Source organism: Streptomyces sp. CA2R106 (genome assembly GCF_037034245.1).
In the GTDB taxonomy this organism is placed as follows: domain Bacteria; phylum Actinomycetota; class Actinomycetes; order Streptomycetales; family Streptomycetaceae; genus Actinacidiphila.
In genome coordinates this window covers 25,749-46,568 of record NZ_JBAGKC010000036.1, presented here as the reverse complement: position 1 = coordinate 46,568, position 20,820 = coordinate 25,749, and the positions used below count along the sequence as shown (strand labels likewise).

The following is a 20,820-nucleotide window of genomic DNA, read 5'->3' as shown; positions in this document are numbered from 1 at the left end:
CGCGGGGATGGAGCGGGGTACGGGGCTGCCGCCGGTCGCGGCGGGGGCGGCGGCGGACGCGTTGGCGGATCTGCCGCCGAGGCTGCGCAAGCGGCTCGACGGTGCGGTGGCGAAGGTGGCCGGGTGGCAGGTGGCCCGGGAGGAGGATGCCGTGCGGGTGGCGGTGGACGCGGACACCTCGGTGCTGCTCGCCCTCACCGCGCGGGGCACGGTGGCGACGGCCGCCGCGGTGCGCTGCGACTGCCTGCTCGCCCCGGCCTGCCTGCACCGGGCCGCCGTACTGGCGGCGGCGCCCCTGGCGGAGGAGGCGGAGGAAGAAGCGGAGGAGGAAGCGGAGGAGCCCGAGGACACGGAGGGCGCCGGGGGCGTCGAAGGCGGAGAGCGCCCGGGGGAAAGCAGCACTGCCGTCGCGGAAGCACCCGAGCCGTCCCAGCGGCCCCACCCGCTGCCGGACGCACCAGCGCCCGCACCCGCCCCCGCACCCGCTGCGGCCCCCGCACCTCCCGCTCCCGGAACACCGTCGGACCCGCCCCCGCTGTCCCCGGCCGTGCGGCAGGCCGCGCATGCCCTGTGGGCGGCCGGGGTCGCCGTCCTGCGCGAGGGCGCCGTCGCCTCCACGCTGCCGCGCACCGGCCTGCTGCACGCCGCCCGCTCCGCCCGGCTGGCCGGCCTGCACCGCCCGGCCGCCGCCGCGGTCCGCGCCGCCCGCCGCCTGGGGGAGGCCCGCGCCGCCGAACCCTCCTTCCGGCTGGCGGAGTTGGTCGATGACCTGGCCGAACTGCTCGACCTGGCCCGCACCGTGCGGGATGCCGACCCGGCCGACCCCGCCTCCCGCGCCGCCGCGCACCGGGCGGCGGGCGAGGCCCGCCGGACCTACCGCCCGAGCGGATCACTGCGGCTGTACGGGCTGTTCACCGAGCCGGTGGTGACCGCGTCGGGTTACGCGGGCGCGCGGACGTACGCCCTCGCGCCGGGCGGCACGCTGCGCACCCTGGCCGTGGTCGCGCCCGGGCCGCCGGACCGGGCCAGGGCCGCCGCCGGCAGCCGGGTGCCGGGCGGCGCGGCGCTGTCCCTGCGCGCACTCGGCCGCGGCGCGGGCCTGATCGCCACCGGCGCGACCGTCACGGAGGACGGCCGGATCGGCGGCGGCGCCGGGCTGCGGACGGTCGGCGCGGGCGGCGCGGACTGGTACGCGGAGCCGCTGGACGCGCTGTGGCGCCGCCCGCCCGCGGACCAGGTCCGGGCGGTGCTCGCCCATCAGGCGGCCGACCCCGAGCGCCGCCCCGCGGGCTCCGACCTGCTCTTCCTCGACGGGACCGTGGCCGCCCGCGGCGGCCGGCCCGTGCTGGTGCCCGACGACGGCCCGCCGGTGCTGCTCCACGCGCCGGACGAGCGGCCGGAGTTGACGTACGCGGACAACCTGCGGAGGCTCGCCGAGCGCCCCGGCGGCCGGGTCCGGCTGATCGGCCGGCTCGCGTCCGACCGGCCCTCCAGCGTCGCGGCGCTGGCCCTGGCGGCGCCGGACGGCGCCCGCCACGACCTGGGGCTGGACCGCCTCCCGCCCGGCGCCGCCGGGCTTACCGGAGTCGCCGCGGCCCCGCCGCCGGCGCCGCCGCTCGCGCCGCCCCCGGTGGAGTGGGAGCTGCTCAGCCGGGCGGTGGGCCGCACCGTGGCGGGCGGCCGTGCGCTCGCCGCCGCCGCGGTCGACCCGGAGCTGCCCGGGCGGCTGGTGGCCGCCGGACTGCCGACGGCCGCGGCGTGCGCGCGGGCACTGGCCGCCGCGACCCGGGCCCGCCGCCCGGACCGGCTGGGCGCGATGCTGCCCGCCGACCCGGACGCGTTCGCCACCGCCTGGCTGGCCGCGGCGCTGTACTCGGCTGCCGCGGCACGGGAGTTCACCGCAACCGCGTGGGCCGGGCGGACGTCCCTGAGCGTGTAGGGCGGGGTGCGTACGGCGGGCGCGGGTGCGTCCGCCGCGTCGAGCGAGGGAGTACGGCATGCGTGACCGGACCGGTCCGACCCGCGCGCCGGGGACCGTACGGGTGCCGGGGACCCTCCGTGCGCGGGGGACCGTACGTGCACCGGGGGCGCGCCGAGGCGTGGCCGCGCCGCACCGCCCGCGCACCCGGGACGGCCTGCTCGTGCCCGACGGCGCCCGCCCCCGGCTCCTCCCCCGCCTGCCGGAGTCCCGCCGCGCCCGGCGCCGCCTGCTGCGCTGCGCGGTGGCCCTGTGCGTGCTCGCGCTGCTGCCCTCCGCGTGGCTGCGGCTCACCCAGGACAGCCGGGTGCGTTCCGAGCAGGACGTGCCGAGCGCGCCCGTCGCCGTGGTCTTCGGCGCGGGACTGACCGGCAACGTCCCGTCGGCCTACCTCGCGCACCGGCTCGACGCGGCGGTACGGCTCTACGACGCGGGCAAGGTGCGGGTGATCCTCGCCACCGGCGACAACAGCCGCCCTTCCTACAACGAACCGGCCGCGATGCGCACTTACCTGGAGGCGCACGGCGTGCCCGCCTCCCGTGTGGTGCTGGACTACGCCGGTTTCGACACCTGGGACTCCTGCGACCGCGCCCGGCGGATCTTCGGGGTGCGGCGCGCGGTGCTCGTCACCCAGGGCTTCCACGTCGACCGGGCGCTGGCGCTGTGCACGGCCGCCGGGATCGACGCGTACGGCGTCGGCGTCGACGAGCGGCACGACGCCACCTGGTACGCCGGCGGCACCCGGGAGGTGCTGGCCGCGGACAAGGCCGCACTCGACGTCGTGCTCAAGCCGAACCCGAAGTTCCTCGGCCGCCACGAGACCGCAGTGGCCCGCGTCCTGGCCGCCCGCTGAGCGGTGGGAAGCGACCGCTTGGTTAGCATGGCGGCCACCGACCCGAGGGAGCCGCCATGCCGTCCGCCCGGCAGCACATCTACCGGACCGAGCTGGTCTGGACCGGCAACGTCGGCACCGGCACGGACTCCTACCGCTCCTACCGCCGTACCCACGAGGTCACAGCACCCGGCACACCCGTGATCGCCGGGTCCGCCGACCCGCACTTCCGCGGTGACGCCGACCGGTGGAACCCCGAGCAGATGCTGCTCGCCGCGCTCTCGCAGTGCCACATGCTCTCCTACCTCCACCTCTGCGCGGTCAACGGCGTCGTGGTGACCGGCTACACCGACCGTGCCGAGGGCACCATGATCGAGACGCCCGACGGCGCCGGCCACTTCACCGAGGCCGTCCTGCGCCCCGAAGTCGAGGTCGCCTCCCCCGACATGCTCGACCTGGCCCACGCCCTCCACGAGCGCGCCCAGGAGCTCTGCTTCATCGCCAACTCCGTCAACTTCCCCGTCCACCACGCCCCCACCGCGAGGCCCGTTCCCACCTCCCCCGCGTAACCCCGGCCCACGAAGCGGCCGCCGCCGCGCTCACACCGGGGCACCCGGGGGGATGAGGGCAGCGTTGCCGTCGGGAAATCGGCGGGATGTCCTCGGGAAACAGCGGCGGCGCAGGGTTGCGGGTATGGAGAACCGAACCGAGACGCGCCCGACGATCGTGCTGGTCGGCCACGGCATGGTCGGGCAGCGCTTCCTGGAGGCGCTGGCCGACCGCGGGCTCACCGCCAGGGCCCGGGTGGTGGTGCTGTGCGAGGAGCCGCGCGCGGCCTACGACCGGGTCCATCTGACCTCGTACTTCTCCGAGGGGACCGCCCCGGAGGAGCTGGGCCTGGTACCGGACGGCTTCATGGCGCGGCACGGCATCGAGCTGCGGCTCGGCGACCCCGCGGTGGCCGTCGACCGGGACGCGCGGACGGTGACGGCCCGCTCGGGGCTGGTCGTGGCGTACGACACGCTGGTGCTGGCCACCGGCTCGTACCCGTTCGTGCCGCCGGTGCCGGGCCGGGACGCGGCGGGCTGCTTCGTCTACCGCACCATCGAGGACCTGCTCGCGATCGAGGCGTACGCGGCGGGCGCGAGCAGCGGCACCGTGGTCGGCGGCGGCCTGCTCGGCCTGGAGGCGGCCGGCGCCCTGAAGGGCCTGGGCCTGGACACGCACGTCGTGGAGTTCGCGCCCCGGCTGATGCCGGTGCAGGTCGACGAGGGCGGCGGCCGCGCACTGCGGCGCCGGATCGAGCAGCTGGACGTGGCCGTGCACACCGGCGTCGGCACCCAGGAGGTCGTCGCCGGCCCGGACGGGCGGGTGCGCGCGATGGCGCTGTCCGACGGTTCGACGCTCGGCACCGACCTGGTGGTGTTCTCCGCGGGGGTCCGGCCGCGCGACCAGCTGGCGCGGGAGTGCGGCCTGCCGGTCGGCGAACGCGGCGGCATCGTGGTCGACGCGTCCTGCCGCACCGCGGACCCCTCGGTGTACGCGATCGGCGAGTGCGCGCTCGCCGCCGACGGCCGCGTCTACGGCCTGGTCGCCCCCGGCTACGAGATGGCCGAGACGGCCGCCCGCCGGATCGCGGGCGAGACGGCCGCGTTCACCGGCGCGGACACCTCCGCGAAGCTGAAGCTGCTCGGCGTGGAGGTGGCGAGCTTCGGCGACGCGCACGGCGCCGCCGACGGCTGCCTGGACGTGGTGTACGCCGACCCGCGCTCCGGGGTCTACCGCAAGCTGGTGGTCGCCGAGGACGGCACGCTGCTCGGCGGGGTGCTCGTCGGCGACACCGAGTCGTACGGGCTGCTGCGCCCGCTGACCGGCACGGTGCCGCCGGTCGCGGCCGAGCACCTGGTGCTCCCGGCGAGCGCGGGCGCGGGCGGCGGCGCCGCGGGACTGGGCGTGTCCGCGCTGCCCGACGACACCGTGATCTGCTCCTGCCACAACGTGGCGAAGGGCACGGTGCGTTCGGCCGTCACCGACCACTCCTGCACTTCGGTGCCGGACGTGAAGAAGTGCACCCGGGCCGGCACCGGCTGCGGCAGCTGCGTGAAGGTGCTCGGGCAGATCGTGACCGCCGAACTCGCCGCGAACGGCGTCGAGGTGGACACCGGCCTGTGCCGCTGCTTCCCGCAGACCCGCACCGAGCTGTACGAGATCGTGCGCGCGCTGCGCATCACCTCCTACCGCCAACTGCTCGACGGATACGGGCGGGAGGCGGCGCGCGGCGGCGAGGGGTGCGAGGAGTGCAAGCCCGCGGTCGCCTCGATCCTCGCGTCGCTGGCGCCGGTGATCGGGGCGAGCGGGCACGTCCTGGACGGCGAGCAGGCCGCGTTGCAGGACACCAACGACCGGTTCCTGGCCAACATGCAGAAAAACGGCTCCTACTCGATCGTGCCGCGGGTGCCGGGCGGTGAGATCACCCCGGAGAAGCTGATCGTGATCGGCGAGGTGGCCCGGGACTTCGGCCTCTACACGAAGATCACCGGCGGCCAGCGGATCGACATGTTCGGCGCCCGGGTGGAGCAGCTCCCGCTGATCTGGGCCCGGTTGGTCGACGCCGGGTTCGAGTCCGGCCACGCCTACGGCAAGGCGCTGCGCACCGTGAAGTCCTGCGTGGGGCAGAGCTGGTGCCGGTTCGGCGTGCAGGACAGCGTGCGGATGGCGATCGACCTGGAGCTGCGCTACCGGGGGCTGCGCTCCCCGCACAAGCTCAAGTCGGCGGTGTCGGGGTGCGCCCGGGAGTGCGCGGAGGCCCAGTCGAAGGACTTCGGGGTGATCGCGACCGCGTCCGGCTGGAACCTCTACGTCGGCGGCAACGGCGGCGCCACCCCGCGCCACGCGGACCTGCTCGCCAAGGACCTCTCGGACGCCGAACTCGTCCGGCTGATCGACCGGTTCCTGATGTTCTACGTGCGCACCGCGGACCGGCTGGAGCGCACCAGCGTGTGGCTGGAGCGCATCCCGGGCGGCCTGGACCACGTACGGGACGTGGTGGTGCACGACTCGCTGGGCATCTGCGCGGAGTTGGAGGCGCTGATGGCCGAGCACGTGGCGCACTACCGCGACGAGTGGGCGGACACCGTGGGCGACCCCGAGCGGCTGCGCCGGTTCGTGTCCTTCGTGAACGCGCCCGACACCCCCGACCCCACGGTCCGCTTCGTGCCGGAGCGCGACCAGATCAAGCCCGAGCCGGTACTGCTGGCCCTGACCGAGACGGTGACCGTATGAGTGCCACGACCGATCTGACCGCGCCGACCGCCGCCGCGGAAGCTCCCGACCGCCCGGCCACGGTCGAACTGCGGGTCCCAGGCGGCTGGTTCGCGGTGTGCCGGCTCGACGCGCTGGAACCCGGCCGCGGGGTGGCGGTACTGCTGCCCGACGGTGCGCAGGCCGCGCTCTTCCGGGTGCGCGGCGGGAAGCTGTACGCGATCGGGAACGTGGACCCGTTCACCGGTGCGGGCGTGCTCAGCCACGGCCTGGTCGGCTCCACCGCGCCCGGCCACCGCCCGTACGTGGCCTCGCCCCTGCTCAAGCAGCGGTTCGACCTGGCGGACGGGCGGTGCCTGGACGACGACACGGTGGCCGTGGCGAGCTACCCGGTACGGCTCGCCTGACGCGCTACGGCGCTTCGTCCGCGGCGGGGGGCGGCGCGCTGCTGGCCCGCTCCACCAGCCGCGTGGCCAGGTCCACCCGCAGGGTGCTCGGCTGCTTGCCGCGGCTGAGGTCCAGCACCAGCCGCGCGGCGGCCTCGGCCATCTCCGTCAGCGGCTGCCGGACCGTGGTCAGCGGCGGGCTGATCCAGCGGGCCAGCGGCAGGTCGTCGAAGCCGACCACGCTCACGTCCTGCGGGACGCGCAGGCCCAGCTCGCGGGCGGCCTCGTAGAGCCCCAGGGCCTGGAGGTCGTTGCCGGTGAAGACGGCGGTGGGGCGGTCCGGGCGTCCCAGCAGCGCCAGTCCGGCGGTGTAGCCGGCCTCGTGGTGGAAGTCGCCGGACCGTACCAGCGCCGGGTCGTAGCCGACGCCGGCGGTCTCCAGGGCCGCGCGGTAGCCGTCGATCCGGGCCCGGCTGCACATCATGCCGTCGGGCCCGCCGATCACGCCGATCCGGCGGTGCCCCAGCTCCAGCAGGTGGCGGGTGGCGGCGAGGCCGCCCTGCCAGTTGGCCGCGCCGATCGCGGGGACGTCCTCGCCCGGGTCGCCGGCCGGGTCCAGCACCACGAACGGGATGTCGCGGCTGATCAGCTGGGCGCGCTGCGCCGGGTCGAGGCCGGACAGCACCAGGATCACCCCGGTGGGGCGGCGGGCGAGCACCCCGTCCACCCAGGTCTGCCCGGGGCTGAGCCGGCCGGCGGACTCCGACAGCACCACGTTCAGGCTCTCCTGCCGGGCCACGTTCTCCACCCCGCGGATCACCTCCATCGCCCAGGAGCTCTCCAGCTCGTGGAAGACCAGGTCGATCAGCGGCGCCGGCTGCACGCTGCCGCGCCGCCGCTGGTAGCCGTGCCGGCGCAGCAGCTCCTCCACCCGGCTGCGGGTGGCGGGTGCGACATCGCCCCGGCCGTTGAGGACCTTCGAAACAGTCGGAGCCGACACGCCCGCGGCCCGTGCGATCTCGGCAAGCGTCGCGGTGCCGCCGCCGGACGGCTCCGGCTGGTCGTCACGGGGCGGCTGCACGCTGGTGGTACTCATACCCGTGATCGTAGCCCGCCCGCCCCGCAAGAGCAGCGCCCTTAACCTTCGCTCCCTCTTACGAAACTTTCGCTCCCCACCCCGCCCCCGTCCCCCCAACCCCCACCCGCCACTGCCCGCACACCGGGCAGCGGCGGTCGGGTCGCTACTCGCCGGGTTCGACGGCAGGGGGGCCGGCCAGGGCCTGGGCGCCGGAGGCGACGAGGGTGGCGATGACGCGGTCGAGGGCCGCGAGGTCGTCCGGGGGGAGGGCGGCGAGCGCGGGCGGGGGGTTGCCGAGGATCGCGTTCGCGCGGGCCGCGGCGGCCTGCCCCTGCTCGGTCGCGGAGACGATCTTGCAGCGGCGGTCGGTGGGGTGCTGGCGGCGCTCGACGAGGCCGCGTTTCTCCAGGTCGTCGACGATGAGCGTGAGGTAGGGGCGGTCGGAGGCGAGTTCGGTGGCGAGGTCGCTCATCCGGTAGGGGCGCGCGGCGATCCGGCGCAGCGCCTTGACCCGGAAGAAGCTCATCCCGAGCGCTTCGGCGGTCTCCTTGCGCCGTTCGTTCTGCTCCAGCACCAGCGCGCGGAGGTTGCTCCAGACCCGCTCGGCCGCCCCCGTCCGGATCTCGGCACCCTCAGCCGCACCCGAATCCGCGCCCGCACCCGTTGCCGCTTCCGCCGCCGTCACGACGCGCTCACCGCCATCTCGTCCTTCTCCACCTCCGGCGCCATCAGCGCCGACGCCGTACGCTCCGCCGTCCCGCGCGCCCAGCGCCCGGTCGTGAGGACGCCGAGCGCCAGCACGGCCGCCCCGCACCCGGCGATGATCCACCATGCTCCCTCGTGCAGCCCGGCCGCCAGCGCCGCGCCCAGCACCGCGACGCCGAGCGACGAGCCGACCTGCCGGCTGGTGGAGGCGACCGCGGCGGCCACCCCGGCCTGCGCGCGCGGCATCCCGGACACCGCGGTGTTGGTGATCGGCGCGTTGATCAGGCCGAAGCCGATGCCGAACAGGACGTAGGAGGCGAACAGTTCGGCGTTGTGCTCCTCCGCGTGGAAGGCGGAGAACAGCACGCCGCTGGCGGTCATCGTGATCCCGGCGAGGACCAGCGGCAGCCGCGGCCCGCGGGCGCCGACCAGCCGGCCGGACAGCGGCGCGAAGACCAGGCACATCGCGGCCATGGGCACCATGTACAGACCGGCCTTCAGCGCCGACAGGCCGCGGTCGTTCTGGAGGTAGAGGGTGTTGAGGAAGAGGAACCCGCCGAGCGCGGCGAAGCCGCACACCGCGATGAGGGTGGCGCCGCTGAACGGCACGCTGCGGAAGAACCGCACGTCAATCAGCGGGTCGAACCTGCGCCGCTCGTATCCGGCCAGCGCCAGCACCGCCGCCGCGGCCACCACGAAGCAGCTGACGATCAGCGGCGAGCCCCAGCCCGCGCCGGTGCCCTCGATGATCCCGTAGGTGAGGGTGCCGAGCAGCAGGATCACCAGTACCTGGCCGACCGGGTCGATCCGGCGGGCCCTCGGCGCCCGCGACTCGGGCACGAACCGCGCGGTCAGCACCAGCGCGGCCAGGCCGACCGGCACGTTGATCCAGAAGATCGAGCGCCAGCCGACGGACTCCACCAGCGCACCGCCGATGATCGGACCGGCCGCCATGCTGATGCCGACCACGCCGCCCCACACGCCGATCGCCTTCGCCCGCTCCTTGGGGTCGACGAAGGTGTTGGTGATGATCGACATCGCCACGGGGTTGAGCATCGAGCCGCCGACCGCCTGGAGCATGCGGAAGGCGATCAGCCAGCCCAGCCCGGGGGCGAGGCTGCACAGCGCCGACCCGAGGGTGAAGACCACCAGGCCGATCTGGAAGATCCGTTTCCGCCCGACCCGGTCGGCGGTGGAGCCGGCCAGCAGCAGCAGCGAGGCGATCACCACCAGGTAGGCGTCGATCGTCCACTGGAGCCCGGAGAGCGAGGCGTGGAAGTCCCGCTGCATCGAGGGCAGCGCCACGTTGAGGATCGTGTTGTCCAGGCTGACGATCAGCAGGCTCATGCAGCAGATCGCCAGGACCAGCATCCGGCGCCGGTAGGTCAGTTCGGGCATACCTTCGCGTCCCGGCCTCTCGCATCGCTTGTACAAGTAGAATCATTACTACTCTACAACCGATTTTGTTGTTGTCGTACAACCGTTTCGGGGTCCGCTCCCCCGGTACGGGACAATGGCCGCATGACCGCTGACGCCACCCTGGCCCCGCCCGCGACCGGCGCACCCCAGCCGAAGGCCGCACTCGAGCCGACCGGCGCACCCCAGCCGAAGGCCGCACCCGCCCCGGGTGCCCTCCAGATCGGCCCGCACACCGTGTGGCCCCCGGTCGTGCTCGCCCCCATGGCCGGGATCACCAACGCGCCGTTCCGCACCCTGTGCCGCGAGTTCTCCGGCGGCCAGGGGCTCTTCGTCAGCGAGATGATCACCACCCGCGCCCTGGTCGAGCGCAACGAGAAGACGATGCAGCTCGTCCACTTCGACGCCGCCGAGACCCCCCGGTCGATCCAGCTGTACGGCGTGGACCCGGCGACCGTCGGCAAGGCGGTGCGGATGATCGTGGACGAGGACCTCGCCGACCACATCGACCTCAACTTCGGCTGCCCGGTGCCGAAGGTCACCCGCAAGGGCGGCGGCTCGGCCCTGCCCTTCAAGCGCAACCTGCTGCGGTCGATCCTGCGGGAGGCGGTCGGCAGCGCGGGCGACCTGCCGGTCACCATCAAGATGCGCAAGGGCATCGACGACGACCACCTGACCTACCTCGACGCCGGCCGGATCGCCGTCGAGGAGGGCGTGACCGCCGTCGCGCTGCACGGCCGCACCGCCGCCCAGCACTACGGCGGCACCGCCGACTGGGACGCCATCGCCCGGCTCAAGGAGCACGTCCCGGAGATCCCCGTGCTCGGCAACGGCGACATCTGGTGTGCCGAGGACGCGGCGCGGATGATGCGCGAGACCGGCTGCGACGGGGTGGTGGTCGGCCGCGGCTGCCTGGGCCGGCCGTGGCTGTTCGGCGACCTGGTCGCCGCACTGGGCCCCGGTCGTACGGGCGAGGGCGGCGACCAGGCCGCCGCCCGCCCCGACTTCGCCGCGGTCGCCGCGGTGATGCTGCGGCACGCCGACCTCCTCGGGCGGTGGCTGGGCGACGAGACGCGCGGGGTGGTCGACTTCCGCAAGCACGTCCCCTGGTACACCAAGGGGTTCTCGGTCGGCTCCGACGTGCGCCGCGCGCTGGCCACCGCCTCGTCGCTGGCCGAACTGTCCGACCTGCTCGGCTCGCTGGACCAGGCGCAGCCGTGGCCGGCGCACGCCGACGGGCCGCGGGGCCGTACCGCCGCGGGCAAGCGGGTCGTCCTGCCGGACGGCTGGCTGAACGACCCGTACGAGTGCGCGGCGCTGACGGAGGACGCGGAGTCGGACACCTCGGGCGGCTGAACCGGGCAGCGCAAGGCCCGGCGATACGTACCTTTCATACGTCCGACAGATGAGACGCGGGGACGGCGGATCACGTGATTCGCGCCACGTCTGATATGCCATTCGCTCAAATGAGCGCACATCAGAGCGCGCTACTTCTCGAATGCTTGGCACTCAGTGCCATTCGGTTGTGTACACCCGGCCCGCGTAACCGTCACCGTGCGTACCCGAATCGGCCGTCGCACCTCGCGCTTCGGGGTCGTCCGTTCGACTCGTGAACGCACCGCCCCGACCCCGCCGGAAGCCGCGTGCTTTGGATTAGACGGCAGACGAGCGGTTACACCCGTGTGTCGTGATGATGGACGGCCTTGGGCACCTTCGAGATGGGTACGCTCCCCGCCGTCAGGGCAACAAGGACGCGAGGAGTCAACGGACCCGTGTCGACACGCGAGAAGAAGCGCAAGTACGTCTACGACTTCACTGAGGGCAACAAGGACCTCAAGGATCTGCTCGGCGGGAAGGGTGCGAACCTCGCCGAGATGACCAACCTCGGCCTCCCGGTCCCGCCGGGCTTCACCATCACCACCGAGGCGTGCAAGGTCTACCTGGAGTCCGGTGCGGAACCGGCCGCGCTCCGCGACGAGGTGAGTGCGCACCTCGACGCGCTGGAGCAGCGGATGGGCCGCACCCTCGGCCAGCACGACAACCCGCTGCTGGTGTCGGTGCGTTCCGGGGCGAAGTTCTCCATGCCGGGGATGATGGACACCGTCCTGAACATCGGGCTGTCCGACGCGTCCGTGGCGGGGCTGGCCGCGCAGGCCGGCGGCGACGAGCGGTTCGCCTGGGACTCCTACCGGCGCCTGGTGCAGATGTTCGGCAAGACCGTGCTCGGGGTGGACGGCGACCTCTTCGAGGAGGCGCTGGAGGAGGCGAAGCGGGCCAAGGGCGCCGACAGCGACCTCGGGCTGGACGCGGCCGACCTGCGGCGGCTGGTCGAGGAGTTCAAGGCGATCGTCGAGGCGCACGCCGGGCGGGAGTTCCCGCAGCAGCCGCGCGAGCAGATGGACCTGGCGATCCGGGCCGTCTTCGACTCCTGGAACACCGAGCGGGCCAAGCTCTACCGCCGCCAGGAGCGCATCCCCGGCGACCTGGGCACCGCGGTCAACGTCTGCTCGATGGTCTTCGGCAACCTCGGCCCCGACTCCGGCACCGGGGTGGCCTTCACCCGCGACCCGGCCAGCGGCCAGCAGGGCGTCTACGGCGACTACCTCCAGAACGCCCAGGGCGAGGACGTGGTGGCCGGCATCCGCAACACCGTGCCGCTCGCCGACCTGGAGGCGATCGACAAGGCGTCGTACGACCAGCTGATGAAGATCATGGAGACACTGGAGACGCACTACCGGGACCTGTGCGACATCGAGTTCACCATCGAGCGCGGCCAGCTGTGGATGCTCCAGACCCGGGTCGGCAAGCGGACCGCGGCCGCCGCGTTCCGGATCGCCACGCAACTGGTCGACCAGGGGCTGATCGACGAGGCCGAGGCACTGCAACGGGTCAACGGCGCGCAGCTCGCCCAGCTGATGTTCCCCCGGTTCGAGGACGCCGCGACCGCCGGGGACTCCCGCTACCGGCGGATCGGCTGGGGCATCGCCGCCTCGCCGGGCGCGGCGGTCGGGAAGGCGGTCTTCGACTCGTACACCGCCGTGAAGTGGTCGCGCTCGGGTGAACGGGTCATCCTGATCCGGCGCGAGACCAACCCGGACGACCTGAACGGCATGATCGCGGCCGAGGGCATCCTCACCTCGCGCGGCGGCAAGACCTCGCACGCGGCCGTGGTGGCCCGCGGGATGGGCAAGACCTGCGTGTGCGGGGCGGAGGAGCTGGAGGTCGACACCAAGCGGCGCCGGCTGACCGCGCCGGGCGGTGTGGTGATAGAGGAGGGCGACCTCATCTCGATCGACGGGTCCTCGGGGAAGGTCTACGTCGGGGAGGTGCCGGTGGTGCCCTCGCCGGTGGTCGAGTACTTCGAGGGCCGGATGCACGCCGGTGCGGAGGAGGCCGACGAACTGGTGCAGGCGGTGCACCGGGTGATGGCGTACGCCGACCGGGTGCGGCGGCTGCGGGTACGGGCCAACGCCGACAACGCCGAGGACGCCGCGCGGGCCCGGCGGTTCGGCGCGCAGGGCATCGGGCTGTGCCGCACCGAGCACATGTTCCTGGGCGAGCGGCGGGAGTTGGTGGAGCGGCTGGTGCTCGCCGACACCGACGCCGAACGGGAGGAGGCGCTGGGCGCGCTGCTGCCGTTGCAGAAGGCCGACTTCGTGGAGCTCTTCGAGGCGATGGACGGACTGCCGGTCACCGTACGGCTGTTGGACCCGCCGCTGCACGAGTTCCTGCCGGACATCACGGAGTTGTCGGTGCGGGTCGCGCTCGCCGAGGCCCGCAAGGACGCCAACGAGAACGACCTGCGGCTGCTCCAGGCGGTGCACAAGCTGCACGAGCAGAACCCGATGCTGGGGCTGCGCGGGGTACGGCTCGGGCTGGTCATCCCCGGGCTGTTCGCGATGCAGGTGCGGGCGATCGCCGAGGCGGCGGCGTACCGGCGCTCGGTGAAGGGCGACCCGCGCCCGGAGATCATGATCCCGCTGGTGGGCACCGTGCAGGAGCTGGAACTCGTCCGCGACGAGGCCGACGCGGTGATCGCCGAGGTCGAGGCGGCGAGCGGCACCGAGCTGAGGCTGTCGATCGGCACCATGATCGAGCTGCCGCGGGCCGCGCTGACCGCCGGGCAGATCGCGGAGGCGGCCGAGTTCTTCTCCTTCGGCACCAATGACCTCACCCAGACGGTGTGGGGCTTCTCCCGGGACGACGTGGAGGCGTCGTTCTTCACCGCCTACCTGGAGAAGGGCATCTTCGGGGTGTCCCCGTTCGAGACGATCGACGCCGACGGGGTCGGGTCCCTGGTCCGCTCGGCCGCGGAGGCGGGGCGCGCGGTGCGCCCCGGCCTGAAGCTCGGGGTGTGCGGCGAGCACGGCGGTGACCCGGAGTCGGTGCACTTCTTCCACCGGGTGGGCCTGGACTACGTCTCCTGCTCACCCTTCCGCATCCCCGTCGCCCGCCTCGAAGCCGGGCGGGCGGGGCTGAGTTGACCACCTGAAACCGGGGCCGGGTCGGCCCGCCGGCGGCGGCCCCCACCGGGGCCGCCCAACCCTCACCACCGGCACCCCCCGACCCGCCCCACCGGGGGCGGCCCCTTCGTGCGGAAGCGGCCGCCCCCGCCCCCTTGCCGAAGTCCCCCCCGGCCGCCGGGCCAGGCACTCGTCATGCCCGTGCCGCGGCGACGGCGTCGGTGTACTGCTCGGTGGTCAGATCACCGTCCTCGATCCCCAGGTCCGCGAGCACCTCCCGTACGTCGGCGAGCGCCGCGGCGAGTTCGTCGTCCGGCACGACCGTCTCCAACTCGATCCAGTGCTGCCCGCCGACCTCGGGCACCCGTACGAGGGTGGCGAGCATCCGGCGTCCGCGGGATGTGAAGCCGTAGTTCCGGCAGTGCTTCTCGAACTCGATCACGGGCGTGTACCCGAGGCCGCGCACGATCTCGTGCACAGCGGCGGCATCCTCGACGGCGGTCTCCGCCTCGGGCTTGGAGCCGGACGCCTCGTCCACCCGGGCACCCTTGTACGTGAGAACCGTGCGGGTGGCCTCCGGCCCGCGCACGGTGCGCACCCGCAGCTCACGGTCCTCGCCGGTCAGCTCCCGTCCGGCGGTGTCGTAGTACGTGTCGCGGTAGACCTCGGCGTGGCCGGCCGCACAGGATTCCAGTCCGGCGAGCACCCGCTCGGGGTCGCGCACGCGCGCTTTCAACTCGGCCTCTATCAACTGCCCTCCTCCCTCAGACAACGCGCTCGGCCTCGGCGACAAGCGCGTCCAGCATCCTCCGAAACCCCCCGAACAGCGGCCCCGACGGCGTGTGCATCACCTTGTACACGGCGGACTCATGCCCTTCCCAGCCCGCGGTGAACGCCGAGAGGTACATGGTGGTGTCGAGGCGGATGATCCGCCAGGTGGGCAGGACTCGGTAGCGGTAGACGGCGAGTTGACTGCCTGCGGCCAGCTCGCGCAGCCGAGCCTCGGCCAACTGGATGCCACCGGCCAGTGACTCTGCCGACTCGCCGATCTCCGCTGCGCGCGTGGCGACGGCAGGGGCTCTCGGGTCTAGCAGCAGCACGCGTACCCGGGGCGGCTTTGTGCGGGTCAACCCGGGCCTCAGCAGAGAGTCGTTCAATGCGAGCAGGCCGAGCCCGCGCACCGCGAGTACGTCGATCTCCGCCGCGGTCGCCGCATGCTGCCGGATCTCCTCGGCCGCAGCCGCCTGAGCCGCGTAGACCCGCACGACCTCGGGGAAAGCGGCGAGGTCGAAAGCGACGCCTTTTGAGCGAGCCTGTCGGCCAGGAGCCAGGCCGAGCAGTCGGCGTGCGTCGTCGGGCATACCGAGGCCGTCAGCCACGCGCTCGTACACATCAAGGCGCGAGATCTCGCGACGACCGTTGATGATCTCGTTCACCCGGCTCTGTGTCATGTCGACGGCGCCGGCGATACGGGCCTGGCTGACGCCGGAGCAGCGCTGCACATGGCGGAACACAGCACCGATGTCCCGATTCCGCAGGGCCTCTCTCATCTCGGCCCGCTGCCAGGCCCACTCCGGCATCGCCAACCGCGGGCCTGCTGCTGTGCCCATCTCAACTCCGCACCGTCCAGGGCGGGATGAGAAACCATCCCACGGTGAGATTACCGCGCGGGAGTCGAATCGGCACGCACGGTCACGGACCCTGTTCACACGCGCTCGTTTTTCGCTCTACACAAGGAGGCTGCTCGGCATGACCGCAACTCTCGTACCGTTCGGCGCAAAGGTGCCGGTGCCCACGTTTGTGGTGACCATCGATCCGTCGGCGTTCACCTACGACGAGACACGTCAGGTGAACATCACGGCAGGCGGCGGCCTGTGGGCCGGTGAACCGCTCGCGGCCTCGTCCACGGCGACCAACAACGACACCTCGCCCGGCACTCCGCCCGACGAGGACGCCGACCCGTACGCTTTCCCCGAGCCGGAGCCCGGGCACGTCCCGTCGGCCCACCGACTGACGAAGCTCGCGTAGGGCCATGACAGCGTCGCGCGGGCATGTGCTGGTCATCGCAGAACAACTCGACCCGACCGCTGACCTCGTGGTCCAGGCGCTCAACGAACGCCATGTGCCGGTCCTGCGTTTCGACCTGAGCGAGTTCCCCGTGGCCGTCACCCTGGCGGCCGAACATCGGGACGTGGCGCACGGTTGGACCGGCACGCTGGCACGGCGCGAGCAAACGGTGCGGCTGGAGGGGGTCCGGGCCGTCTACTACAGGCGGCCTGGGCTCCCGGCCGTCTCTCCGGATGTCGCCGAGGTCTACCGGGAATGGGCCGTCTCCCAGGCATTGGTGGGCATGGTGCAGATCCTTGCCTCGCTGCCCGCCGCGTGGATGCACCATCCGGATGTGTACCGGGCCAGCGCACACAAGCCCGGGCAGCTCGTTACCGCCACGACAGCCGGCCTGCAAGTACCCCGATCGTTCATCGGCAACGACCTGGCCGCTGCCCGACGGTGGGGGCGGACCATCGGCGGACCGCTGGCGTCGAAGCCGGTAGCCGCGGCGTCGCTGCAACTGCCCGACTCCCCGCCCACGATGATTCCGACCCGCCGCATCGACGTCTCGGACCTGGACGAGTCCTTTGAGCTGACCGCGCACTACCTCCAGGAGTGGGTTCCGAAGGACTACGAGGTACGGCTGACCGTCGTCGGGCAGCAGATGTTCCCCGTCGCCATCCACGCCGGAAGCGATGCGGCCAGGGACGACTGGCGCAGTGACTACGACGCGCTGGAATACGAGCAGGTCCCGATCCCCGACGATGTCGCCGAGGGCGTCCGACGTTTCATGGCCGGATACCGCTTGAACTACGGAGCCTTCGACTTCGCCGTTCTGCCGGACGGCCGGTGGATCTTCTACGAGTGCAACCCAGCCGGCCAGTGGCAGTTCATCGCCGCTGCCACAGGTCTCCCCATCGCGGAGGCGCACGCCTCCCTGTTGACAGGAGTGATCACGTGAGCCGTCCCGACAACGAAGCCACGACGGCCTTGCGTCTGGCGCTGGCACGGCAGCTCACCAACGACGGCGTCCTACGCTCCACCGGCTGGCGCAAGGCAGTCGAGGAGCCCCCCCCCCCCGCCACCTCTACGTGCCGGTCTTCTACCGACAGGCGAACGGTGTGTGGGAGCCGGTGACCGCGGAGTCTCCGGGATACTTCGACGCCGTCTACGGCGACAACGCCCTGACGACACAGGTCACCGACGGCCACTCGACATCGTCTTCCAGCCAGCCGAGCCTCATGCTCGACATGCTGGAGGCGCTCGACGTCGAAGACGGTGACAAGGTCGGCGAAGGCGCCACCGGCACGGGCTACAACAGCGGCCTGATCTGCCACCGGGTCGGCGACAGGAACCTCATCACGATCGAAGTCGACGCGACGCTCGCGCGCATCGCCGAGGCACGACTTCGCGCGTGCGGTTACGCACCCCGAGTGGTGGCCGGAGACGCCCGGGACGGCTTTCCCGACGATTTCCCGCTGGACCGGCTGATCGTCACCTGCGGCTTCGACACCTTTCCCTATGCCCTGGCGAAGGGGGTACGCCGAGGCGGGGTGGTGGTCTGCCCGCTGGGGCGGGGCACCGCCAGGCTGGTCATGAGCGGGAACGGTGTACTGGAAGGCCGTTTCCTCCCGGGTGGCTCGTACTTCATGAAAGCGCGGGCAGCCGGTGCGGTCGGCAGGGTCCCCTACCCTCACGACGCCGGGCCCTTCACGGCGCGGACCGCCGGGACAGACATCGCCCTGCTCCGCGGGGAGATGTTCCGCTTCGTGGGGTCTCTCGCGCTGGGCGAGTTCAGCGACGCCACCGAACTCGACCATGACGGCAGCGCCGTGGGGTACCGCGTCTGGACCCCCGATGGTTCGCTGGCGCACGTAAAGGGCGGCACGGTCCGGCAGGCGGGTCCCCGGAAGCTGTGGGACGTTCTGGAACTTGCCCACACATGGTTCCAGTCCCATGGGAACCCGTCGCGTGATCGCTTCGGCACCACGATCAGCCCGCACCGCCAGTTCCACTGGCTCGACGAGCCCGGGTGCCGCGTGCCGTCGGGCGCCGGGGCGGCGGACTGAGGTGGGTCAGGCCGGGAGGGGGTGGGGGGTTGGGGGGAGGGTGAGGTGGTGGAGGCGGTGGAGGCGTTCGCGGGTGGTGGGGTCGGCGGGGGCGTAGGTGGTGAGGCGGGGGCCCTGCTGGGGGCCGAGCCAGAGGTGGGTGAAGTCGAAGGCGAGCAGGCCGACGTCGGGGTTGAGGTAGCGCTTGACGTGGCTGTCGGGCTGGACGAGGACCTCGTGCCGCTCCCACATCGCGCAGAACTCGGGCGAGCCCTGCTGGAGGCGCCTGAGCAGGGCCTTCCAGGCGGGGTCGGCGAGGTGCTCGGCCATGGAGGCGCGGAACTTCGCGGCCATCAGCCGGATGTTCTCCTCCCGGTCGAGCATCCGCTCGCGCCACTGCGGGTCGGTGAAGGCCAGCCACATCAGGTTGCGGTCCTCGGGCGGCATCGCGTCGAGGTCGGTGACCAGGCGCCCGTAGGTGCGGTTGTAGGCGATGATGTCGTAGCGGCTGTTGAGGACGACCGCGGGCAGCGGTTCGAGCTGGTCGATCATGGCGCGGACGGTCGTCGACATGCCCGGGCAGTCCAGGTCCGGGTGCGGGTCGGCGGCCCCGGCGAGCGTGAACAGGTGGCGCCGCTCGATCCGGTCCAGCATCAGCGCCCGGGCGATCGCGTCGGCGACCTGCCCGGAGACCTGGATCTCCCGGGCCTGCTCCAGCCACGTGTACCAGGTGACCCCCACCGCGGCGAGCTGCGCGACCTCCTCGCGGCGCAGCCCGGGCGTACGGCGCCGGCGGCCCGGGGGCAGCCCGACCTGCTCCGGGGAGATCCGCTCGCGCCGGCTGCGCAGGAAGGACGCGAGTTCGCGCCGCCGGCTCTCGCCCGCCGCGCCGCCGGGAGCCGTACGATCCCGGATGCCGGGCCCGCTGGATGTCATGCCTCCAGCGTGCCGCACTCCCCAGCCCATTGCCAGGTGGTCCGTATACCTGGATAAACGCTGTCTGGTACCCCCCTGAGCAGCGGTCCATGGTGGAACACGTGACCGATCGCATGGAACCCACCCTCGTGTCCCGGGCCCAGGTGCTGCCCCGGGTCACCCACCTCGGCACCGGAAGGGGCAAGGGCACCACCCCCGCCCCGAACCCGACCACCCCGGCCCCGACCACCCCCGGCCCGACCACCCCTGGCCTGAGCACCCTGGGCCTGCTGACCGTCCTGCTCGGCGCCGCCCTGCCGATGGTCGACTTCTTCATCGTCAACGTCGCCCTGCCCACCATCGACCACGACCTGCACGCCGGTTCCGCGGTGCTGGAGATGGTGGTCTCCGGCTACGGCGTCGCGTACGCGGTGCTGCTCGTGCTCGGCGGCCGCCTCGGCGACATGTTCGGCCGCCGCAACCTCTTCCTGTGGGGGCTGGCGCTGTTCGCCCTCACCTCGCTGGCCTGCGGGGTCGCCCCCGACGCGTGGACGCTGGTCGGCGCGCGGGTCGCGCAGGGCGCGGCGTCCGCGCTGCTGCTGCCGCAGGCCCTGGCCACCATCCAGTCCGCGACCTCCGGCAGCAGCCGCGGCAAGGCGCTGAGCTACTACGGCGCGACCGCGGGCATCGCCAGCGTGGTCGGGCAGGTGCTGGGCGGCGTCCTGGTCTCCGCGGACATCGCCGGCAGCGGCTGGCGGTCGATCTTCCTGGTGAACGTGCCGGTCGCCGCGGTCGCGTTCGTCCTGGCGCTGCGTGCGGTGCCGGAGACGAAGTCGCAGCACCCGGCGCGGATCGACCGGGCCGGCACCGGACTGCTGGCCCTGACGCTGGTCGCGCTGCTGCTGCCCCTCACCGAGGGCCGCGCGGCCGGCTGGCCGGTGTGGGCGTGGGTGCTGCTGGCGCTCTCGCCGTTCGCCGCGGCCGCGTTCGTGGCGGTGGAGGTGCGCGGGGAGCGTACCGGCGGCAACCCGCTGCTGCCGCCGTCGCTGGTGCGTATCCACAGCGTGCGCAGCGGACTGCTGCTGATCGTGCCGTTCTGCCTGGGCTTCGGCGGCTTCATGTTCGTGCTGGCGGTGGCGATGCAGGACGGGCTGGAGTTCAGCGCGCTCCAGGCGGGCGCGGCGCTGGCCCCGCTGTGCGCGGCGTTCTTCGCCGCCTCCCTGCTCGGGCCGCGCGCGGTGGCGCGCTGGGGGCGGCTGACGGTGACCGGCGGGTCGCTGATCCAGGCGGCGGGCCTGCTGGTCCTGGCCGGCACGTTCTTCTGGGGCTGGCCGCACCTGGGCGTGTGGGCGCTCGCGCCGGGCATGGCGGTGGCCGGCTTCGGGCAGGGCTTCGTGCTGCCGGTGGTGCTGCGGATCGTGCTGAGCGAGGTGCCCGCGGCCCAGGCGGGCGTCGGCAGCGGTGCGATGGCCACCACCCAGCAGTCCGCCCTGGCGCTGGGCGTCGCCACCCTCGGCACGCTCTTCCTGAGCCTGTCGACGTCGTCGGTCGGCATCCAGGACGCCCTGGTGTGGACCCTCCTCGCCCAGCTCGTGGCCGTGGCGGCAACGGTCGCGCTGAGCCTGCGCCTGCCCCGCAAGGTGGTCTGAGCGGGCCGGAGCGAAACAGCGAGGGGGTGCCGGGGCAGTC

The 20,820-nt window shown here is 73.1% G+C and carries 17 protein-coding genes; 11 read left to right on the top strand and 6 right to left on the bottom strand.

What is annotated here, in order from left to right:
- Positions 1-7: 7 nt before the first annotated feature.
- From WA788_RS31915 to nirD, 5 genes are all read left to right on the top strand, one after another.
- The gene (locus tag WA788_RS31915; RefSeq protein ID WP_335983405.1) at positions 8-1,939 is read left to right on the top strand and encodes a hypothetical protein; all 1,932 of its coding nucleotides are present in this window, start codon (positions 8-10) and stop codon (positions 1,937-1,939) included.
- 160 nt (positions 1,940-2,099) lie between these two features.
- Positions 2,100-2,831: a SanA/YdcF family protein gene (locus tag WA788_RS31910; RefSeq protein WP_443034128.1), complete on the top strand. Its 732-nt coding sequence runs from the start codon at positions 2,100-2,102 to the stop codon at positions 2,829-2,831.
- A 56-nt stretch (positions 2,832-2,887) separates the two neighbouring features.
- The gene (locus tag WA788_RS31905; RefSeq protein ID WP_335983403.1) at positions 2,888-3,379 is read left to right on the top strand and encodes an OsmC family protein; all 492 of its coding nucleotides are present in this window, start codon (positions 2,888-2,890) and stop codon (positions 3,377-3,379) included.
- A 124-nt stretch (positions 3,380-3,503) separates the two neighbouring features.
- Complete coding sequence (nirB, locus tag WA788_RS31900; protein ID WP_335983401.1) at positions 3,504-6,092, top strand: nitrite reductase large subunit NirB; 2,589 nt, start codon at positions 3,504-3,506, stop codon at positions 6,090-6,092.
- Positions 6,089-6,478, top strand: a complete 390-nt coding sequence (nirD, locus tag WA788_RS31895; RefSeq protein WP_335983399.1) for a nitrite reductase small subunit NirD — start codon at positions 6,089-6,091, stop codon at positions 6,476-6,478. Before nirB ends, nirD begins: the two co-directional genes overlap by 4 nt.
- A 4-nt stretch (positions 6,479-6,482) precedes the next feature.
- Here nirD and WA788_RS31890 read toward each other — a convergent pair whose 3' ends face one another.
- The 3 genes from WA788_RS31890 to WA788_RS31880 all read right to left on the bottom strand — a co-directional run bounded on the left by WA788_RS31890 (position 6,483) and on the right by WA788_RS31880 (position 9,638).
- Positions 6,483-7,553, bottom strand: a complete 1,071-nt coding sequence (locus tag WA788_RS31890) for a LacI family DNA-binding transcriptional regulator (protein WP_335983396.1) — start codon at positions 7,551-7,553, stop codon at positions 6,483-6,485.
- Between the two features lie 145 nt (positions 7,554-7,698).
- Complete coding sequence (locus WA788_RS31885; RefSeq protein ID WP_335983394.1) at positions 7,699-8,220, bottom strand: MarR family winged helix-turn-helix transcriptional regulator; 522 nt, start codon at positions 8,218-8,220, stop codon at positions 7,699-7,701.
- Positions 8,217-9,638: an MFS transporter gene (locus WA788_RS31880; protein ID WP_335983392.1), complete on the bottom strand. Its 1,422-nt coding sequence runs from the start codon at positions 9,636-9,638 to the stop codon at positions 8,217-8,219. Before WA788_RS31880 ends, WA788_RS31885 begins: the two co-directional genes overlap by 4 nt.
- 123 nt (positions 9,639-9,761) lie before the next feature.
- On the opposite strand from WA788_RS31880, the gene dusB reads away from it, so the two are divergent.
- Both dusB and ppdK read left to right on the top strand, forming a co-directional pair.
- Positions 9,762-11,012 (top strand): tRNA dihydrouridine synthase DusB, encoded by a 1,251-nt coding sequence (gene dusB / locus WA788_RS31875; protein ID WP_443034127.1) that lies wholly within the window; start codon positions 9,762-9,764, stop codon positions 11,010-11,012.
- A gap of 362 nt (positions 11,013-11,374) precedes the next feature.
- Positions 11,375-14,140, top strand: coding sequence for a pyruvate, phosphate dikinase (gene ppdK / locus WA788_RS31870; RefSeq protein ID WP_335983420.1), 2,766 nt, complete (start codon positions 11,375-11,377; stop codon positions 14,138-14,140).
- Between the two features lie 172 nt (positions 14,141-14,312).
- Here the strand turns inward: ppdK and cyaB are convergent, their stop codons facing one another.
- Positions 14,313-14,870, bottom strand: a complete 558-nt coding sequence (cyaB, locus tag WA788_RS31865) for a class IV adenylate cyclase (RefSeq protein WP_335983390.1) — start codon at positions 14,868-14,870, stop codon at positions 14,313-14,315.
- Between the two features lie 13 nt (positions 14,871-14,883).
- A complete protein-coding gene (locus WA788_RS31860) occupies positions 14,884-15,729 on the bottom strand; it encodes a helix-turn-helix domain-containing protein (RefSeq protein ID WP_335983388.1) in 846 nt (281 codons plus the stop codon).
- A gap of 139 nt (positions 15,730-15,868) precedes the next feature.
- Here WA788_RS31860 and WA788_RS31855 point away from each other — a divergent pair, with 139 nt between their 5' ends.
- The 3 genes from WA788_RS31855 (at position 15,869) to WA788_RS31845 (ending at position 18,237) form a co-directional block, all read left to right on the top strand.
- Positions 15,869-16,147 carry a hypothetical protein gene (locus WA788_RS31855; RefSeq protein ID WP_335983386.1) on the top strand — a complete coding sequence of 93 codons (279 nt, stop codon included), beginning with the start codon at positions 15,869-15,871 and terminating at the stop codon, positions 16,145-16,147.
- A 4-nt stretch (positions 16,148-16,151) separates the two neighbouring features.
- On the top strand, positions 16,152-17,129 hold the full coding sequence (locus WA788_RS31850) for an MvdC/MvdD family ATP grasp protein (RefSeq protein WP_335983384.1): 978 nt from the start codon (positions 16,152-16,154) through the stop codon (positions 17,127-17,129).
- Positions 17,130-17,259: 130 nt separating this feature from the next.
- Positions 17,260-18,237: a protein-L-isoaspartate(D-aspartate) O-methyltransferase gene (locus tag WA788_RS31845; RefSeq protein WP_335983382.1), complete on the top strand. Its 978-nt coding sequence runs from the start codon at positions 17,260-17,262 to the stop codon at positions 18,235-18,237.
- Between the two features lie 6 nt (positions 18,238-18,243).
- Here the strand turns inward: WA788_RS31845 and WA788_RS31840 are convergent, their stop codons facing one another.
- Positions 18,244-19,152 carry a helix-turn-helix transcriptional regulator gene (locus tag WA788_RS31840; protein ID WP_335983380.1) on the bottom strand — a complete coding sequence of 303 codons (909 nt, stop codon included), beginning with the start codon at positions 19,150-19,152 and terminating at the stop codon, positions 18,244-18,246.
- Between the two features lie 89 nt (positions 19,153-19,241).
- On the opposite strand from WA788_RS31840, the gene WA788_RS31835 reads away from it, so the two are divergent.
- Complete coding sequence (locus WA788_RS31835; RefSeq protein ID WP_443034126.1) at positions 19,242-20,780, top strand: MFS transporter; 1,539 nt, start codon at positions 19,242-19,244, stop codon at positions 20,778-20,780.
- Positions 20,781-20,820: the final 40 nt, after the last annotated feature.

What these genes read in the sequence shown, in the direction of transcription:
- ppdK (WP_335983420.1), top strand. Translation starts at nt 11,375, where the DNA reads ATGGGTACGCTCCCCGCCGTCAGGGCAACAAGGACGCGAGGAGTCAAC.
- WA788_RS31880 (WP_335983392.1), bottom strand. Translation starts at nt 9,638, where the DNA reads ATGCCCGAACTGACCTACCGGCGCCGGATGCTGGTCCTGGCGATCTGC.
- WA788_RS31860 (WP_335983388.1), bottom strand. Translation starts at nt 15,729, where the DNA reads ATGGGCACAGCAGCAGGCCCGCGGTTGGCGATGCCGGAGTGGGCCTGG.
- dusB (WP_443034127.1), top strand. Translation starts at nt 9,762, where the DNA reads ATGACCGCTGACGCCACCCTGGCCCCGCCCGCGACCGGCGCACCCCAG.
- nirB (WP_335983401.1), top strand. Translation starts at nt 3,504, where the DNA reads ATGGAGAACCGAACCGAGACGCGCCCGACGATCGTGCTGGTCGGCCAC.
- nirD (WP_335983399.1), top strand. Translation starts at nt 6,089, where the DNA reads ATGAGTGCCACGACCGATCTGACCGCGCCGACCGCCGCCGCGGAAGCT.
- WA788_RS31835 (WP_443034126.1), top strand. Translation starts at nt 19,242, where the DNA reads ATGGTGGAACACGTGACCGATCGCATGGAACCCACCCTCGTGTCCCGG.
- WA788_RS31915 (WP_335983405.1), top strand. Translation starts at nt 8, where the DNA reads ATGGAGCGGGGTACGGGGCTGCCGCCGGTCGCGGCGGGGGCGGCGGCG.
- WA788_RS31890 (WP_335983396.1), bottom strand. Translation starts at nt 7,553, where the DNA reads ATGAGTACCACCAGCGTGCAGCCGCCCCGTGACGACCAGCCGGAGCCG.
- WA788_RS31840 (WP_335983380.1), bottom strand. Translation starts at nt 19,152, where the DNA reads ATGACATCCAGCGGGCCCGGCATCCGGGATCGTACGGCTCCCGGCGGC.
- WA788_RS31855 (WP_335983386.1), top strand. Translation starts at nt 15,869, where the DNA reads ATGACCGCAACTCTCGTACCGTTCGGCGCAAAGGTGCCGGTGCCCACG.
- WA788_RS31905 (WP_335983403.1), top strand. Translation starts at nt 2,888, where the DNA reads ATGCCGTCCGCCCGGCAGCACATCTACCGGACCGAGCTGGTCTGGACC.
- WA788_RS31850 (WP_335983384.1), top strand. Translation starts at nt 16,152, where the DNA reads ATGACAGCGTCGCGCGGGCATGTGCTGGTCATCGCAGAACAACTCGAC.